The organism is Corynebacterium drakensteinense (genome assembly GCF_041224285.1).
Taxonomy (GTDB): domain Bacteria; phylum Actinomycetota; class Actinomycetes; order Mycobacteriales; family Mycobacteriaceae; genus Corynebacterium.
Window position 1 is genome coordinate 1 of record NZ_JAXOFP010000018.1, and the last position, 16,503, is coordinate 16,503.

At 57.3% G+C, this 16,503-nt stretch carries 15 protein-coding genes and 1 pseudogene; 8 read left to right on the forward strand and 8 right to left on the reverse strand.

All coding sequences use genetic code 11. From position 1 onward, the window contains the following. Positions 1-338 precede the first annotated feature (338 nt). Positions 339-1,130, forward strand: coding sequence for a hypothetical protein (locus tag U1140_RS09425; protein WP_369847428.1), 792 nt, complete (start codon positions 339-341; stop codon positions 1,128-1,130). A gap of 101 nt (positions 1,131-1,231) precedes the next feature. On the opposite strand, the gene U1140_RS09430 is transcribed toward U1140_RS09425, so the two are convergent. After that, positions 1,232-2,677 carry an HNH endonuclease family protein gene (locus U1140_RS09430; RefSeq protein WP_369847472.1) on the reverse strand — a complete coding sequence of 482 codons (1,446 nt, stop codon included), beginning with the start codon at positions 2,675-2,677 and terminating at the stop codon, positions 1,232-1,234. Then, positions 2,674-3,648, reverse strand: a complete 975-nt coding sequence (locus U1140_RS09435; protein WP_369847430.1) for a DUF262 domain-containing protein — start codon at positions 3,646-3,648, stop codon at positions 2,674-2,676. The genes U1140_RS09430 and U1140_RS09435 overlap by 4 nt, the downstream gene beginning before the upstream one ends. Before the next feature lie 480 nt (positions 3,649-4,128). Between U1140_RS09435 and U1140_RS09440 the strand changes: the two genes are divergently transcribed. Beyond that, a complete protein-coding gene (locus U1140_RS09440) occupies positions 4,129-4,455 on the forward strand; it encodes a type II toxin-antitoxin system HicB family antitoxin (RefSeq protein WP_369847431.1) in 327 nt (108 codons plus the stop codon). 547 nt (positions 4,456-5,002) lie between these two features. Here the strand turns inward: U1140_RS09440 and U1140_RS09445 are convergent. Further along, positions 5,003-5,125: pseudogene (locus tag U1140_RS09445) on the reverse strand (transposase); the annotation flags it as partial. Between the two features lie 76 nt (positions 5,126-5,201). Next, positions 5,202-5,381: a DUF2254 family protein gene (locus U1140_RS09450; RefSeq protein ID WP_369847432.1), complete on the reverse strand. Its 180-nt coding sequence runs from the start codon at positions 5,379-5,381 to the stop codon at positions 5,202-5,204. Positions 5,382-5,470: 89 nt separating this feature from the next. On the opposite strand from U1140_RS09450, the gene U1140_RS09455 reads away from it, so the two are divergent. Both U1140_RS09455 and U1140_RS09460 read left to right on the forward strand, forming a co-directional pair. Then, positions 5,471-6,034: a hypothetical protein gene (locus tag U1140_RS09455; RefSeq protein WP_369847434.1), complete on the forward strand. Its 564-nt coding sequence runs from the start codon at positions 5,471-5,473 to the stop codon at positions 6,032-6,034. A gap of 54 nt (positions 6,035-6,088) precedes the next feature. After that, positions 6,089-6,952 (forward strand): hypothetical protein, encoded by an 864-nt coding sequence (locus tag U1140_RS09460; RefSeq protein ID WP_369847435.1) that lies wholly within the window; start codon positions 6,089-6,091, stop codon positions 6,950-6,952. A gap of 62 nt (positions 6,953-7,014) precedes the next feature. Here U1140_RS09460 and U1140_RS09465 read toward each other — a convergent pair whose 3' ends face one another. The 3 genes from U1140_RS09465 to U1140_RS09475 all read right to left on the reverse strand — a co-directional run bounded on the left by U1140_RS09465 (position 7,015) and on the right by U1140_RS09475 (position 10,659). Further along, the gene (locus U1140_RS09465; RefSeq protein ID WP_369847436.1) at positions 7,015-8,214 is read right to left on the reverse strand and encodes a M24 family metallopeptidase; all 1,200 of its coding nucleotides are present in this window, start codon (positions 8,212-8,214) and stop codon (positions 7,015-7,017) included. Between the two features lie 154 nt (positions 8,215-8,368). Continuing rightward, entirely contained in the window at positions 8,369-9,328 is a 960-nt protein-coding gene (locus tag U1140_RS09470; RefSeq protein ID WP_369847438.1) for a MaoC/PaaZ C-terminal domain-containing protein, read from the reverse strand. Between the two features lie 14 nt (positions 9,329-9,342). Further along, positions 9,343-10,659, reverse strand: a complete 1,317-nt coding sequence (locus tag U1140_RS09475) for a 3-oxoacyl-ACP reductase (protein WP_369847440.1) — start codon at positions 10,657-10,659, stop codon at positions 9,343-9,345. Positions 10,660-10,819: 160 nt separating this feature from the next. On the opposite strand from U1140_RS09475, the gene U1140_RS09480 reads away from it, so the two are divergent. Both U1140_RS09480 and U1140_RS09485 read left to right on the forward strand, forming a co-directional pair. Continuing rightward, positions 10,820-12,115, forward strand: a complete 1,296-nt coding sequence (locus U1140_RS09480) for an acetyl-CoA C-acetyltransferase (RefSeq protein WP_369847441.1) — start codon at positions 10,820-10,822, stop codon at positions 12,113-12,115. 62 nt (positions 12,116-12,177) lie between these two features. Continuing rightward, complete coding sequence (locus U1140_RS09485) at positions 12,178-14,316, forward strand: acyl-CoA dehydrogenase family protein (RefSeq protein WP_369847443.1); 2,139 nt, start codon at positions 12,178-12,180, stop codon at positions 14,314-14,316. Here U1140_RS09485 and U1140_RS09490 read toward each other — a convergent pair. After that, entirely contained in the window at positions 14,313-15,341 is a 1,029-nt protein-coding gene (locus U1140_RS09490) for a prephenate dehydrogenase (protein ID WP_369847444.1), read from the reverse strand. The genes U1140_RS09485 and U1140_RS09490 overlap by 4 nt on opposite strands. Positions 15,342-15,380: 39 nt before the next feature. On the opposite strand from U1140_RS09490, the gene U1140_RS09495 reads away from it, so the two are divergent. Further along, on the forward strand, positions 15,381-15,875 hold the full coding sequence (locus U1140_RS09495) for a tRNA adenosine deaminase-associated protein (RefSeq protein WP_369847445.1): 495 nt from the start codon (positions 15,381-15,383) through the stop codon (positions 15,873-15,875). A 164-nt stretch (positions 15,876-16,039) separates the two neighbouring features. Further along, positions 16,040-16,471: a nucleoside deaminase gene (locus tag U1140_RS09500; RefSeq protein ID WP_369847446.1), complete on the forward strand. Its 432-nt coding sequence runs from the start codon at positions 16,040-16,042 to the stop codon at positions 16,469-16,471. The last annotated feature ends 32 nt before the right edge of the window (positions 16,472-16,503 follow it).

The window sequence follows — 16,503 nt, forward strand, 5'->3', positions numbered from 1 at the left end:
AATTCGCGGACGGTCTTGGTGGCAGATTGAGTCCTGTCGAATACTTCTAACGCTTTAAGTCGTTGCGCATTCGTGTATCGAATATTAGTCATGCGGAAAATCTCTCCAAGATTTCGTCCGCATCCCCTTTTGTCGTATATCCCCCGTGCGGGGCAACGCAAAGAACCCCGGGTCAGCTGGGGTTTAACCCTAAACTCAAGGAGCTACATCTCAACGCGAAAACACCCCCGCCGCGATGCTTCAGGCTGGGCCTGGTGTTCGGACGAGAGTGCCTTCTATATGGGGTTCAGTATGCCACTTATGGCATCTGCCCTCTCACTAAATGAGAGTATAGATCTATGGCGAAAAAATCAAGGAGACAGGCTCAGCGCGACCAGGATATCCTTAAGCGCATTGGCACCGACCGTATGCATCCCTATCTCATAGAAATGCAGAATAACCCTGGTCGCGCTCTTGATCTTTACCGTTGGAACACTGAATTATCCTCATCATTCTGGCCACTTATTTCGGTGACTGAAGTCAGTCTCCGAAACGCCCTCGACGAACGCCTCGGGCAGTGGTGTCAAAACAACGGCGGCCACCGTGATTGGCTGGTATATATAGATCAGGCTCCCCCTGACCTCAAAAACGAGTTTGGCGGAAAGGCTCGGACATTTAGGAGCAAGGCAGAGGACGCCAAGGAGATCCGTGATACCGGTACCGGCCTGGTGACTGGTTCACATCCTCGAAAAAATGCTCCCTTAACCAACGGCGACATTCTTTCCCAGATCACCCTCGGAGAATGGGGACATTTCATTCCTTCAGCTCCAAGGATCCGTGCTGACGGATCGAAAGCTCCGTTTCCCGATCCCACTACAGCACAGCGACGAGAACGACTCTGGAACGCGGTGATCCGGCACGCTTTTCTTTCTAATGTAGAGACCCACGCGCTAGCAGCAGATCTTAATCGGCTAAGACTCTTCCGTAATCGGATCGCCCATCATGAACCCATATTCGCGGTTGAATACCGCCGCCACAGGAACGAATTGCTTAGGCTACTCGGTAACGTGGCACCACCGGTTCACCAGTGGTACACCTCCACTGATCACCTGCCAGAAGTATTCAAGAATGACCCCCGTAACCCTAAATAAAAATGTAATACTCTGCGTAGAGGAACGGACGAATCGGGTTAAACGACAAATGTCTGCACCCCCTTTTGGCGATTAATACTGCATTGCCAATGGAGAATTCGCTATTCCGCTGGCACGTCGATGTCCTCTAAACGCTGCAAAATCTTCGCAATCGTGCCATCGATGCAGGCGGTGCGGAACTGCCCTGGCACGAAAGCCTCGGCTTGCCGTAGTGCTGACAATGATGCCAGCAGTTCCTCAATGCTCCGTTGAGAAATCAATGCAGGATCACTCACGTTCGGGTAGCTGCCGTCTGCCAAAAACTGCTGCCAGTCTGAGCGGGCAAATTCCGCCAGTGCCTCGTTATATTCGGACTGCAAACTCGCGATGTCGGAATCGGAGGCCCGCGATCCTTCTAGCTCTTCAAATTGTGGGATGAATTTAGTTAGTTCGGCATGTTTTCCTACCAGCTCATCGTGGCCCTCATCTGTGCCGCTCGGTTCTTTGCGCAGCGTGATCACCAAAGAATCAGTGTCGATGTCCAAGTAATGGAACAAACGACGCAGCACAGTCATTTTCTTGTTGGTATTGCAATCCAGCAACACCCAAAGTCCAGGAGTGAGCTCGCCGAAATCTTTTACAGGCTCATTGCTCAGCTCGAACCCGAAGCCATTGTCCTCGGCATAGGCGTACAGTGCTTCGTGGTGTTCACTGAGTAACTGCAGGCAAACGCTGCGCACCATGTCTTTGAAACTTTTGACGGTGTATTTGGAGTCGTCGAATTCATACGCAACGATCTTGCGATGTTTAAAGTCCGTATTTTCCCCGAGTGGCACAGCCGGTAGCGGCTCGACTGCCGGGACGAACTCGGTGTGCAGCATTGGCCAATATTCCAGGGCCTGCCGGGTTAGCAGCTCAGTTCGCTGCGAGATCTCTTCTGCGCCCCAAGAATCTACTTGCCGCACGTAGTTGTTCAGCCGGTACGGCGAGGAGTCAAAGCCTTCGGGAAGCGACTTCTTTTTAGCAAAGCTGTAGTTGCTGTATTCGGAGTTGTAGCCGGTGACGGTCAGGTTTCCGATGCGGTGTACCCATTCTTCGTGCACTTCTTCGGCATTGGTGCCCAGCTCATTTCGCCAATCTTTGGTCAGCGTGCGTGGCATGATGTGCTCGATGGAGACGCTACCGTCTTGGAGAGCAGCAGCGATGTCCAGGCGGTCTTTCGAATCGCGGTTTTCTAGGCATTCAAAGAGATACCGGCGGTAGTGCCTGCGGAATTTATAAAAGTTGCGGGTAGAGAAATCATGCCGGAATTCTTCGTCGTCCGGGAAACGCCCGGAGGTATCCGCACGTTTCAGCAGTAAGTAGCTGATCACTTCTGCTAGCTCGGTGTCTTCGGGGCGGATGCGGGTGGCTTCGTTGTATAGCGTGGCGAAGATCTTGTTCAGCGAATTTGATGCATCGCCGACGACGATGCGTCGGAAACAATAAGAATCAACGATGGTGATAATCCGGGTGAAGTCTTCCGGTGTAATCGTCCCGTTCTTTAGGTCGGCCACCAGCGGCATCATGGTAGGCAATGCGACGTCGCGTTGCACCAGGTTGAAGCGACGAAGCCGACGGTCAGCTGCAGACACCCCAGTCGAGGCTGTGTTGAGTTCGCGGAAATAGCCGGCATATTCGTGCATTTGTTTGAGCACGGTTTCGATTCCGACGCTCTGCTCATGCAAATATGTGCGGAACGCCTCGTTGCATCGAAGCGTGGCGTCTTCCGTGTACGTGAGACCAGGTACAAGCGTACGAAGGTGTCGGTATCGAAGTCGACGTTCTTTTCGATCCGGTTCCAGTAGCGCTCGTACAGATCATTCTGGGTTTTCGTGTCCAGCCCCATGAGTACAAGGTTGCGGATTTTGTCTGATTCCTTGAGCTCTTTACCCGTGGAGTTTAAAGATTCGAATATGCGCTGTGGATCATCGTGTGATTCCAGATCCAAAGCCATGACTTCCAGCCGGTTGACTGCATTCCAGAGCTCGTCGCCGTCGAGTTCTTGTTTGGCGATGCGCTCCCGGAAGTACCGGTAATTCGCCGTTACTGTGGACTTCTCGATCGGCTGCTCGCCGGAAAGCAGACGTCGGTAGGCATCGAGGTCGTCTTTCACTGGCTTGAGCTTGAGCTTGTTTTCTCCGGACATCGTGCTACCTGGACGTACCAAATAGTTCCGTTTGATGATCTTGCCGAGTTCCGGGTCGGAGCTCTTGACGACGCCTTCCTCCAGGCTGTCTGCGATAGCCAGCATAAGGATGCTAGTGGTGGTTAGGCGCTGCTGGCCGTCGATGACTACCCAGGTGAGCAGCTCTGCATTGCCGACGACGGCGCCGAAAAAATGTTTCTTGCGGTCGAAGCGGATAACCTCAATCAGATCATCGAATAAACGGGCACATTGTGCTTCACCCCAATCATAATTGCGCTGGTAGACGGGGATATGTAGCTCATTATCGACGCCGCCGAATAGTTGGACGATGTCGCGGACAGTGCCCTTCATAGACTAACTTTCTGGGTTTAGCTCTGTGTTAAGGTTTTCAATCACTCTATCTCATTGCCTGTTTACGCTCGGCGCCTTTTTATGTTCGCCTGTTTCCTGATGCGAGCTAATAACATCCAATTTCCCTGCCCTGGACGCTTCAAATCGTCGACGCTGCATTAGACCCAAGATGAACCAGGTTGAATAGTACTATATATGGTACTATTTTGGCATCGGGAAGAGTATTGACAGTATCTTGCGTGCAATGAAAAGGTCACCAAAGAATTTGAGGTTTGCCGATTTAGAAAAAATTTGCGATCACTACTTTGAATGCCGTAACTCAAAGAAGACGTCGCACCGCACTTACAAAACCCCATGGCCAGGCAACCCCCGTGTCAATATTCAAAATGCCAACGGCAAAGCCAAGCCATACCAGGTCATTCAAGTTCTAGAAGCTATCGAGAAACTTAATACGCTGAACAAGTAAACGGAGTAATTGAGATGGATATTAACAAGTACACCTATCAAGTCTCGTGGTCGGAAGAAGACCAAGAATACGTGGCTACCGTAGCTGAGTTCCCCTCGTTGTCGTGGTTGGATGTGGATCGGCAGCAGGCAGAGCAGGGCTTGCTTGACCTCGTTGCTGAGGTTGTTGAGGATTTAGAAGCCTCGGGAGAGGTAGTTCCTACTCCGTTAGGTAATCGTCGGTACTCTGGCAAATTCAATGTACGTACGTCGCCCTCATTGCATCGACGGCTATCAATTGAAGCTATATCTGAAGGTATTTCGCTTAACGCATTGGTGAATCAAAAACTCGCATCGGGCTAGTTATAAGGCTTCGAGGTAGAGACAGCTAGCGTGGCCTCGGTGCAATCGGAGCATTGCTAGTCATTGTCCTTGCGCTATTTCCAGGTATACTAATCTCATTAGTATAGTCGGCTAAATCTGGCATGATTCGGTGGCCAGGCTTAGGTCTGCTGGTGATGCATCGGTGGCGTGTGCTCAAGCCTTTGAAGTCCCATGGCTGTTGATGATTCGTGCGGCTTTCTTGTAACTTTTGCGCTAATAAGACCATCAGAATGCATCTTTAACCTGGGTTTTCGCGGGTGTTGACCTATTTATAAAACGAGGAACGATTCAGCTGTAAAACATGGCACATCTGTGTAAGCCGGATATTCGATTCGGTGGTCATAGACACACTAGAAGTGGATCGCCAGTGAGTCTTGTCGGCAAAATATTTCGCAGCCTTGCCCAGAATATAGCGTTTTCGCGCAGTTTAGCGTTTTCTTTTGTCTCACTGCCGGATGCGCTCAGATTCTGTGGTGGCTTGGGCTTTATCGCGTAGGGTTTTCGTGCGGGACTGTGTGCCGGTGCCCTATTTTTTGACCCATGAATGTAGCGATGCCTGGTTGATGCCGAGCTCTGCTGATGCTGACTTCAGTGAGGGCTCCTCACTGTTTTCATACAGGGCTACGGTATTACGTCTAAACTCTTCGGAATACCTGGATGTGGTGGTAGGCTACCAATCTTTCCAGCCCGACTGGGCTGGGGATCAGGCGTCCACTAAACAGGGGTCAGGTCCCAATTTGGTTATTGCGGTTGCGCATAAAATTGCGCACCAAACGCGGGCCATACGTCGTTGAGGCAGTACTGATCACCGAAATGGTGATGGAAAAGGCCGTGCCCGCCACATCCAGGAACGCGGCGACGGCAGAAAGCAACGAACGCGCGCCGCCGACACCAGTGGCAAACAACAGATTGTGTAAGAAAGCCGGGGGAATAGTACTAAACTTAGTGCACATCAGTGGTGCGGAGCAGGAATTGAGTAGAGGCGGAGTCAACGGTGAGCAACAACGAACAATGGGGCCAGCAGAAAACAAGCTATGACTGGGGAAGCCAACCGGCAAGCTCTGGTTATTACTCCAATGACGGTCAGAAACGATCGAACAGTTTGCCGATTGTTGTCGTCGTCATCCTAGTTGCCGTTGCGCTTGCAGCGGGTGCCGGACTGTTTTACTGGTGGCAGGGGAGCTCCGATCATGATGGGGGAGCAGGGGCAGCGTCGACAAATGAAACGTCGACAAGCTCCGAGCACAGCCCAACGGAAAGCTCGACAAAACGCAGTGAAGACAGGGAAACCACCACGACCCGTGCGACCCGTGCATCCGAACCAGCCACACAGGTGAACTTTTCCGGCGGACGCCCAGGAACATCGGTGACTTCCGGAGCATTCGCGGAATCGGTTTACTACGCTTACATGGACAATTACCGCAGCACAGGAAAGATCAATGCACGCATTGATGCCTACAGTCCAGTGACAGGGCAGATGTATTCTATGAACTGCACCGGAAACACGAGCTCCGTGACGTGCCGGGGTGGGAACAATGCTGTAGTGCATATTTCTTAGCGGTACTCTGACAGATGGTCGCAGAAACCAGAAACGTACCCGAGGAGAAGACCAATGGCTAGCCACTATGATTTCTACGAATCGCTGGAACTCGATAAAAATTCCAGTACCGCAGATTTACGAGCCACGCTTTCGCAACGCCTGGAACAACTGACGGCCGAAGGCGCGGATGACTCCGACCCAAAATTTCATGAGCTATCCACTGCCCGAACCATTTTGGGCGAACAGGTGCGTCGCAAGAAATACGACGACCGGCTGGCCGACGATTCCGCCGCCGCAATACAGATCAACGACCTAGTGCACCTGGCCGACTACGGTGAATTCCCCGGCGCTAGCAATTATTCCTGGACAAAGACCGCACAGGATTCGTCAGACAGCGCTGCGCAAATGAGCGCTGTATCGCGAACTTTTAGTATTGAAACGCGCAAAGTGGAAGAAGTAGAACCGACAGGAAAACCAATTGCGCGATTCAAGCTCGCGCCTGCCGTCATGAAAATAGCAATAATTACTGCAATCATTCTTGTTGTCTATTTGGTTTATTCGGTTGTCGACATGAGCTTCGACCTTGCAGGCAGCGATGATTCAGACTTGGGAAGCGGGATGGTCGGATTCCAAACCGCATATAATCAGCAAGCAATGATTGCTTTAGCAGTCGCGGCATTTCTTAACTCAGTATGGGGCGTGTACGTTGCTCGTGCCTGTCTTAGCTTCCCACGTGCAAATGAATTATTTTATATCTGGTGTTTGACCGGTGCTTTTGCAATCATTGATTTTGCGCTGTTCATTAATGCAACTGATGTCCTGGTGCTTTTTGTTCCTTGTTTCCTTGCCCACGTTGTCGTGATCATTCTGCTTTCACTGCGCGCCACCCGTCGCTGGTTCGACGGTTACGTCGAAAACCGGGTGGCGGTGAGCTAGCGCGGGTTTCCGGGTTGTTGCTGCGGCTCGCGCCGTCGCCGCGGCTGGCGAAGGCTCGAGAATTACCGCAGTTCGCGAGGCTGCTGGTTCAGGTGGCGCGGGCCATCCGCTTCCAGCACCACAATATCCTCTAGGCGCATGCCCCACTTGCCCGCAATATAAATGCCGGGCTCGATGGAAAAAGTGAAACCTTCCTGCACCGGCTGCTTATTGCCCTCCAGGTAGAACGGATCCTCGTGCGTCGACAAGCCAATGCCATGGCCTAAGCGGTGGCTGAAGTTCTCGCCATAGCCGGCTTCTGTGATGATCTCGCGGGCAGCACGATCAATCGACTCCGCCGTCGCTCCCGGCTTCGCAGCGTCCCGGGCAGCATGGAACGCGCGGGTGACAACCTCATAGGCATCGCGGAATTCCTGTGGGGCCTTGTCGACGGCGCCATCGACGACGTAGGTGCGGGTGGAATCCGAACGATAGCCATCGCCAAAGGCTCCACCCAGGTCGACAACCACCGGCTCGCCCGTGCGCAATACACGATCCGAGAACGAGTGGTGCGGGTTCGCGCCGTTTTCACCACAACCGACGATGATGAAATCAATGCTGTGGTGCTCGCGCAAGATCAGATCATGCAGCTTATCGGCCACTTCGCGCTCGGTGACGCCATCGCGCAGCAGCGCCGGAACCTGCTCGTGCACGCGGTCAATCGCGGCCGCTGCTGCCGCTAGCTGCGAGATTTCCTCCTCGCCCTTGGCCAACAGCAACTGGCTCATCGCATCCGAACCCAATTCGATGCTGTGGTTCGGCAACGCAGCATCCAGGCGCAACACGTGATCGGCGGTCATCGCATTAGCCACCGCCACGGTTTTATGCTCGCTGTTTTCCTCCAACAGTTTGCGGGTGATCTCATACGGGGACTGCCCGTCGCGCCAGGCCTCGAAGCGGAAACCAAGCTCGTCCAAGTTTTCCTGCTGCAGCGTCAGCACGTCGGTCTCCGGGCACACAGCCACCGGATCTTTGCCCGCACGCAGCACCAGGAAGGTGGCGCGCTCGTGGGAACTAAAAGTGGAACCAGTCAGGTACTGAAACTCTGGGCCCGGGCTGACCAGGAAGCCAGCCAGGTTCTGCTCGGCGACGATTTTTTCCGCTTTGGCTAGGCGCGCGCGGAAATGATCCGCGGTGACGGGGATATACGTGCTGTGAGCAGCAGAATTAGCGGCGGCGCCAGCAGCAGATTCAGCGGCGGTGGAATTATTGTGAGACGACAAAACCTAGGCCTTTCGATTCGTGGTGTTTTCTCGTTATCTATGAACGGGTTTTCCCGCCAGAATAACAGCGAATCGGGCCTAGGTTTCTGGTGTGTGAGGAGTATAAAACTCCCGGCAGGTGCCAGTTGAGAGCAAGTTAAAAGCTAGTCGAGCGCTAACTGAGAGTCTCGAACTTGCCGACGGCGTGCACCTTCTTCGGATCTGAACCCTTAGTTACCTGCGCGTTCCAGGTAGCTGGGGTGTTGGTAGCGGGCCCTGGTTGGGCGCCTTCGCCGCGGAACGTGTAATACGCGATGCGGGCAGGCAGGATCACTGGCTTTTGGAATTCCACCGTGTAGCGCAGCGCGCCGGGTAGTTCGCCTTCCAAACCAGCGACCATCTTCGCTGCCGTCCACATGCCGTGGGCAATCGGGGCCGGGAAACCGAAAGCCTTCGCGCCGATCTTGGACACGTGCAGCGGATTCTTATCGCCCGAGGCTTCCGCATAATCGTCGATGGTGTCGCGGTCCACCTTCCAGTTCACCGTGGCGGTCTCGTCGGCAACGTCCAACCGCTCCAGCAGGGAGCCGGAATCCTCGCCGCGGGTGCGCACCTCATTCGGCGTCTGCGCGGAAAACTTCGCACCCATGCCCAAAAACGCCGACGTCTGGCGCCACACCAGCTCGCCGTCAACAGAGATCTCACTGATGAAATCCACCAACAAGCCCTTACGGTGCGGGCGCAGGTTTTCTGCGTGCACGCGCAGGGTCAGCTCGTCGTCGATGCGCAGCGGGCGGGTCTGTTCAATCTCGTTGGTCAGATGCACCATACCGGCCGCGCGGCACGGGAAGTCCGGTGCCAGCATCACCTGCAAAAATAGCGGGAAGGACAGCACGAAAGGATAAGTGATCGGCAGTTCGTTGCTGTAGCGCAGGCCGGTCGCGCGGGTATAGGCGGCCAGATGCTCGCGGTCCACGGTGAAATCCGCGACCTCAAACGCCGCCTGCGGGTCACCAGTGGCGTGGCGCTTGGTGCCCAACACCGGCAGAGTGTCCTTGACGACGCCGCGCAGCAGCTTCGACATGTCGGGGACTTCCGCCAGCTTGGTGTAGTTGCGGGAATTCTGTGCAGTCATTGAGTACAACTCCTTTACGCGCCCATCATGTTCTGGCCACACACGCGCACGGCATTGCCGTTGACCGCGCGGGAACCAGAGCTAGCGAAAAACGCGACCGTTTCTGCAACATCGACTGGTAGACCACCCTGGTTCAGCGAGCTGATACGACGGCCGATTTCCCGCGGTCCGGTAGGCATGGCGGCAGTCATCGCGGTTTCGATAAAGCCCGGGGCCACAGCGTTGACGGTGCCGCCAGCGGCTGCCATTTTCTCGGCCAAAGCGTCGACAAGCCCGATCATGCCGGCTTTGGTGGTGGCGTAGTTGGTCTGGCCACGGTTACCGGAAATACCCGCCATCGACGAGATGCCGACGATATTGGCATCGGCTGCCAGGCCGCCGTTGTTCAGCATTTGCTCGGTGATGCGTACCGGGGCCACCAGGTTGATGTTTTGCACCATCTGCCACTGGCCCTCGTTCATATTCGCCAGCAGCTTATCGCGGGTAACACCAGCGTTGTGCACGATGATGTCCACGGCCTTGCCGTAGCGCTGCTGCGCGTGCTCGGTGATGGCTTCGGCGGCGTTATCTGCGGTGACATCCAGTGGCAGGGCAGTGCCTTTGACCTTGTTGGCAACCTCGGCCAGTGCCTCGCCTGCCGGTGGGATGTCGATGCAGATGACATCAGCGCCATCGCGGCCCAGCACCTCGGCGATGGTGGCACCGATGCCGCGGGCGGCACCGGTAACCACGGCCAGCTGGCCAGCCAGCGGGCGTTCCCAGTCAACGTTCTCGTTCTCGGTCGCAGAAACGCGAATAACCTGGCCGGAAACAAAGGCGGATTTGCCAGACAGCAAGAAACGCAGCGTGGATTCCAACGCAGAAATCGGTGCGCCCGGTTCCACATAGACCAGCTGGCCGGTGGCGCCTTTGCGCAGTTCCTTAGAAATGGAACGAGAGAAACCTTCCAGGGAGCGCGCGACAATGCGGGCGTCGCCTTCCAGGTCATCCGGGTTATTACCGATTACGACGACGCGCCCCGAAGCGCCGAGCTTGCGCATCTGTGGGTGGAAGAAATCGTAGAGTTCGTGCAGCTGTTCCGGGCGAGTGATGCCGGTGGCGTCGAAGACGATGGCGGCGCGCTTGGAATCCGCCTCGGCGTCGAGAAGCTGGTAGTCCAGCTGCAGCAGGGAACGGATGTCGTCGGCAAGATCGCCGCCACCTACCACCACGGGACCATCCAGGAAGGGCTCGCCAGGGGTGTAGCGGCGGAGCTTGGTGCCCTGGGGGATGCCGAGTTTTGCGCCAAAGTCTGAGTTAATGACGCGTTCCAACATGGATTTCTTCGCCATAATGGGCCTCCTGTAGGGGGTAGAGACGAATTGTACGAATGGTTATGCGTGATTAAGGTTACACGAAATTGTGTAAAGTGAATCCTGGCACCCTATCCTAGGGTCATGGAAAAACTGCAGCAAGCAGACTGTTTTCTGAGACAAAACAAGGGAGAAAATTATGACCCAGCGCCGAAAAGTCGCGATTTTGGGCGGCAACCGCATCCCGTTCGCCCGCTCGAACAAGGAATACTCCTCCGCATCCAACCAAGACATGCTCACCGCAGCCCTCAATGGCCTGGTAGCACGCTACGGGCTGCAGGATGAGCGGGTCGGTCAAGTCACCGCAGGCGCCGTCCTGAAACACTCCCGGGACTTCAGCCTGACACGCGAATGCGTATTAGGCTCGCCGCTTGATTCGCAGACCCCAGGCACGGATATTCAGATGGCCTGCGGCACCGGTATCGCAGCTGCCGTACACGTGGCCGACGCCATCGCAGCCGGACGCATCGAATCCGGCATCGCCGGTGGTGTCGATACCACCTCCGACGCACCACTGGCCGTCGGCGACCGCCTGCGCCGCACCCTGCTGGAACTGTCCCGCGCCAAGACCGCCAGCCAGCGCCTGAAACTGATCGGCTCCATCCGGCCGAAAGACCTGGCACCAGAAACCCCACGCAACTCCGAGCCACGCACTGGCCTGTCGATGGGTGAGCACGCCGCAATCACCGCCCGGAAATTCGGCATTTCCCGCCAGGCACAAGACCAACTGGCTGTGGAATCACACCAGAAACTGGCGAAGGCCTACGACGAAGGCTTCTTCGACGACCTGATCACCCCATTTTTGGGTGTCACGCGCGATACCAACCTGCGCCCAGATTCCACCGTCGACAAGCTCGCTAAGCTCAAGCCAGTATTCGGCAAAAAAGATGCCGAGCGTCACGGCGCCCAGGCCACGATGACCGCTGGTAACTCCACCACTCTGACCGACGGCGCCTCCGTCGCGCTGCTGTCCAGCGAAGAATGGGCACAGCAGCACAACATCCCCGTCCGCGCATACCTGGTGGACTCCGAAGTAGCCGGTGTGGACTTCGTGCATGGCGACGACGGCCTGCTGATGGCACCGACCTACGCCGTGCCACGCCTACTGGAGCGCAACGGCCTGAGCCTGCAGGACTTCGACTTCTACGAAATCCACGAAGCCTTCGCCTCCCAGGTGCTGGCCACCCTTTCCGCGTGGGAAGATGCAGAATACTGCCGCGAAAAACTCGGCCTGGACCAGCCACTGGGCGCTATCGACCGCGACAAGCTCAACGTCAAAGGATCCTCACTGGCAGCCGGTCACCCATTCGCAGCTACCGGTGCACGCATCCTGGCAACCGTCGCCAAGACCCTGGAAGAAAACGGCGGCGGGCGCGCACTCGTATCCGTCTGCGCCGCTGGTGGACAAGGCATCACCGCGATCGTTGAACGTTAAACGTTGAACGTTAAACCAGCGTGAGAACAACCTGAGTAAGACCCTCCTGGAAGGAGAATCCCATGAACCGCATCGCAGAATTTGCCAAGAACCTGGGCAAAGATTCGGACAACGGCGTGAAAGACAACGGCGCTAAAGGTGCCGGTGAAAAAGGCACTGACCTGGAAACCAACTCGGCCAAGGGCACGCCAGAGCCATCGTCGCCACGCACCCTGCCGAAAGAACCAGACCACTCCGCCGCAGCGGGCCTGCAGAAACTGCTCGACGGTAAAGCCGCCCCATACCGGAAGGCAGTGCGCGAGGCACTGGAACAAAAAGACCTGAAACTGAACTTGGATGGTGGCATCGATGCGGTACGTGACCGCATGTACGACCACATCAAGTTCTTGGTGGAATCCGGCGAATCCCGCCACTCTTTTTCTAAGGAAAACGGTGGTTCCGGAAACGCGCTGGCTGCAGTGTCCGGAATTGAAACCATCGGGTCGATCAACCCATCGCTGACCATCAAATCCGGTGTGCAGTGGGGCCTGTGGGGCGGTGCTGTCGACAACCTGGGTAGCGAACGCCACCGCCATTACATCGAGAAGATCAAGAACGCAGAACTGCTCGGCTGCTACGCGATGACCGAACGCGGCCACGGTTCCAACGTGCAAGAGCTGGAAACCACCGCAACCTACGATCCAGACACCCACGAGTTCATCATCAACAGCCCAACTGACTCGGCCCGCAAGGTCTACATCGGTAACGCCGGCCGCGACGGTCGCATGGCAGCGGTATTCGCGCAGCTCTACACCCCAGGCGAAGAAGAATCCCACGGCGTGCACTGCCTGATCGTGCCCATCCGCGACGAAGACGGCAACCCGCTCGACGGTGTGGAAATCGGCGACCACGGCCGCAAGGGCGGCCTGCTGGGTGTGGACAACGGCACCCTGTTATTTAACAACGTGCGCGTGCCACGCGAAAACCTCCTGAACCGCTTCGGTGACGTGGAAGAAGACGGCACCTACGTCTCGCCGATTGACTCACGCAACCGCCGTTTCTTCACCATGCTGGGCACGCTGATCCGCGGCCGCATCACCGTCGGCGGCGCAGGCCTGGCAGCCACCCGTACCGCCAGCGACATCGCCATCCGCTACGCCAACCGCCGTCGCCAGTTTGAAGGCGGCGAAAAGGGCGTCGAAAAGCGACTGATTGACTACCGTCAGCACCGTCGTCGCTTGCTCATCCCGCTGGCGCGCACCTACGCGCTGACGCTGCTGCAAAACCGGATTCTGGAACGCTACGACGACATGCTGTCTAAGCAGGCCAGCGGTCAGTGGTCGGTGACCGACCCAACCGAAGAACAGCTGTTTGCCTCCCGCGAGATGGAATCGCTGGCTGCCGCCGTTAAGGCCGCATCCACCGAGCACGCGAACAAGACGCTGCAAGAAATGCGCGAAGCCTGCGGTGGTGCCGGATACATGTCCGAAAATCTGCTGACCACCCTGCGTGCCGACGCCGACATTTACTCCACCTTCGAAGGCGACAACACCGTGTTGATCCAGATGGTGGGCAAGCACCTGCTGACCGCCTTCGGCCGCGATATGCAGGACCTTTCCCCATGGGACATGGTCAAATACGGCGTGGAAACTGCCGCGGATACTGTGCGTCGCCGCACCGGCATCCGCTCCGGCGTGCAGTCCGTTATTGATCTGGTCTCCAACCGCGACGAGGACTCGCTGTTCGACCCCGGTTACCAGGTCAAGCTCATCGAAGACCGTGAGCAGGCCGTGCTGCGCTCGCTGGTGCGACGCATTGCCCCGGCCCGCAAGGCGGACCGCGCCGAGGCCGCTGAGATCATCGACAAGACCCAGGACCACCTGATTGCCGTGTCCTGGGCGCACGTCGACTCGCTGCTGATGCGCACCATGGTCGAAGCCGAACTGGAACTGCCAGAAGGCTCCGCCGAGCGTCAGGTATTCGAGCAGGTCCGCAGCTTGTTCTTCTTCGATCTGCTGATCAAACACGCCGGTTGGTACCAGGAACACAACATGCTGCCATCCGGCCGCGTGAAAGCCGCCCGTGCCGCCATCAACGACCTGGTCGACTCCCTGGGCCCATGGTCACAGGTGCTTTCTGAGGCCTTCGCTACCCCGAAGAGCGCGTGGAACGTGCCAATGCTGAACGACGGTGGCGTCGACGGCGGCGACAACGAAGCCTAAAAAATCTCCATCCGGCCGCCGGTGGATTCGGTTTGCCGGAGCTGGTTCACCCAGCCCGGTGAACCCGGATGGAACCGCAGCACCGGGCGGGAAGAAATCTTCACCGGCGACACCGATTCACGGCGCGCACCGGTGCGTGCCTCCAAACGACGCCGCGCCCGGTTACCCGCCACAGCCAGCTCACGGATCGACGGCGGATCCTGCGACAGCGTGTCGTGCGCCTCGGCCAACAACTCGATGGCTTCTTCCAATGCTTCGCACAGCGCCACCGAGTTGGTCTCGCACATCGCCTGAATCAACTCCGGGTTCGTGCCTGCCACGCGCGTGGCGTCTTTAAACGAGCCAGCCGCCAGCGATTGCGCCAAAATTCCACCGTTATCGCCGGTGACAGACAACGCCAAGGCCATTAAGTGTGGCAAGTGTGAGACTCGGGCGACGGCGTGGTCGTGATTGACCACCCGTGCCGGGATAGCTTCGGCGCCAGTGGCCGTCGCCATGCGCACGACGTCGGTAAACAACTCGATCCAGCCCGGATCAATGGGCTGGCCTTTTTCTTGCTGCTGGTCAGCGTAATCATAGGTAATTGCCCAGGTAGCGCGCTGGAATAACCCTTTACGGGAGGCATTCCAGCCAGATTCAGAGGTGCCAGCCATCGGGTGGCCACCAACATAGCGCGCCTCCATCCCGCGCTTGCGGATCTCCGCATAGACCTCCCATTTCACGCTCACGACATCGCTGATGCCGCAGCTCGGGGCATATTCTGCGATCTGGTCCAGCACCTTGCCGACCGCAAACATGGGCACGGCGATAACGATCAACGCGTTAACTTCCTCGGCCCGGCGCAACACCTGCGGCAGATCGTCGGAGACATCGTAGCCCTCCGAGACGGCCGTGCGCGTGCCGGACGTCGACCGGTTGTAGCCGAAGGCGGTATCGCCAGCCGCGTGTAAATCGCGCAGCAAAGAACCTCCGATCAGCCCGAGACCGACTAAACACACTGGACGCGAAATTCTGGAGGAAAGCACGGTATCAATTTTGCCAGAATGCGACTAGTCTCACGAGGTATGAACCAGCAAGATTTTGGCCCGAGCTTTTCTGTCGTCGTCACCACCGTCGACGGCGCCTGGACTGTGCGCAGCTACGCGGACGATTTCGACGACATCGCCGAGTCGATAGCCCAGGTGCGCAACCTGCGTTCAGAATCTGCCGCTTTCGCGATGCTGTGCATTGACGACGACTACTTCGTGCTGGTCCGCCCCACGCCCGGCGGGGTGCGCCTGCTGCTTTCTGATGCCACGATGGCCGTCGACGACGACTTCGCAGCCTCCGTGCTCGACCGCCTGGACATTGAGGTGCCGGATATCGCGCTCGAAGAACTCGACGAGATTGAAGGCTGGGCCGACGGCGACTTCGACATCCTGGCAGACCTGGGTTTGTCCGAGCAGATGTTGGAAGTGATGACGGATAACCTGGATGAATCCCCGAGCGATCAGCTGGTGCGCATCGCCGAAGAACTGGGATTCGACGAGGAGTTTTTGGACGTTACCGGGCTGGATTAGTGGAACCCGCAGAGTCGAGAAGGCGTGCAGGGGTGCAGGGGCGTGCAGGGGTGCAGGAGCCCCAGGCGTCGAGTGTCGACCCGGCGAGCGCCAACCCGGCGAACGTCGACCCGGCGTTGCGAGCACTCCCAGAACAGGCGGCAGTGCGGCAAGCCCGATCTCGCATGGACGAAGCCCTCGCGGCTGCGCGAACTGCCCCCGCCGGTGAAGTGCCGGTCGGGGCGGTGGTGTTTGGTCCGGACGGGCAGCCGATCGCGGCGGCCACCAACCGTCGTCAAGCAAATAACGACCCCACCGCGCACGCAGAGGTACTGGCGCTGCGTGCGGCGGCGGAAAAACTCGGGCGCTGGCGTTTAGAGGACTGCGAGCTCGTGGTCACTCTGGAACCCTGCGTAATGTGCGCGGGGGCAGCGGTGGCGGCGCGGGTCGGCAGCATCGTGTTCGGGGCGTGGGAACCGAAGACGGGCGCGTGCGGATCGTACCTGGACGTGGTGCGTGCGCCGGGAGCCTTGTACGTGCCGGAAGTGCGTGGCGGGGTGGCAGAGTACGAAAGTCAGCGGTTAATTCACAGCTTCTTTTCAGACTTGCGGCGGTGATCTCCGGTACAGTGGTTCGTGTTAGCTCCACA

Bases quoted from the DNA above. Each gene is read 5' to 3' on its own strand.
- U1140_RS09440 (WP_369847431.1), top strand. From the start codon at position 4,129: ATGGATATTAACAAGTACACCTATCAAGTCTCGTGGTCGGAAGAAGAC.
- U1140_RS09435 (WP_369847430.1), bottom strand. From the start codon at position 3,648: ATGAAGGGCACTGTCCGCGACATCGTCCAACTATTCGGCGGCGTCGAT.
- U1140_RS09460 (WP_369847435.1), top strand. From the start codon at position 6,089: ATGGCTAGCCACTATGATTTCTACGAATCGCTGGAACTCGATAAAAAT.
- U1140_RS09475 (WP_369847440.1), bottom strand. From the start codon at position 10,659: ATGGCGAAGAAATCCATGTTGGAACGCGTCATTAACTCAGACTTTGGC.
- U1140_RS09485 (WP_369847443.1), top strand. From the start codon at position 12,178: ATGAACCGCATCGCAGAATTTGCCAAGAACCTGGGCAAAGATTCGGAC.
- U1140_RS09495 (WP_369847445.1), top strand. From the start codon at position 15,381: ATGAACCAGCAAGATTTTGGCCCGAGCTTTTCTGTCGTCGTCACCACC.
- U1140_RS09430 (WP_369847472.1), bottom strand. From the start codon at position 2,677: ATGATGCCGCTGGTGGCCGACCTAAAGAACGGGACGATTACACCGGAA.
- U1140_RS09470 (WP_369847438.1), bottom strand. From the start codon at position 9,328: ATGACTGCACAGAATTCCCGCAACTACACCAAGCTGGCGGAAGTCCCC.
- U1140_RS09480 (WP_369847441.1), top strand. From the start codon at position 10,820: ATGACCCAGCGCCGAAAAGTCGCGATTTTGGGCGGCAACCGCATCCCG.
- U1140_RS09425 (WP_369847428.1), top strand. From the start codon at position 339: ATGGCGAAAAAATCAAGGAGACAGGCTCAGCGCGACCAGGATATCCTT.
- U1140_RS09500 (WP_369847446.1), top strand. From the start codon at position 16,040: ATGGACGAAGCCCTCGCGGCTGCGCGAACTGCCCCCGCCGGTGAAGTG.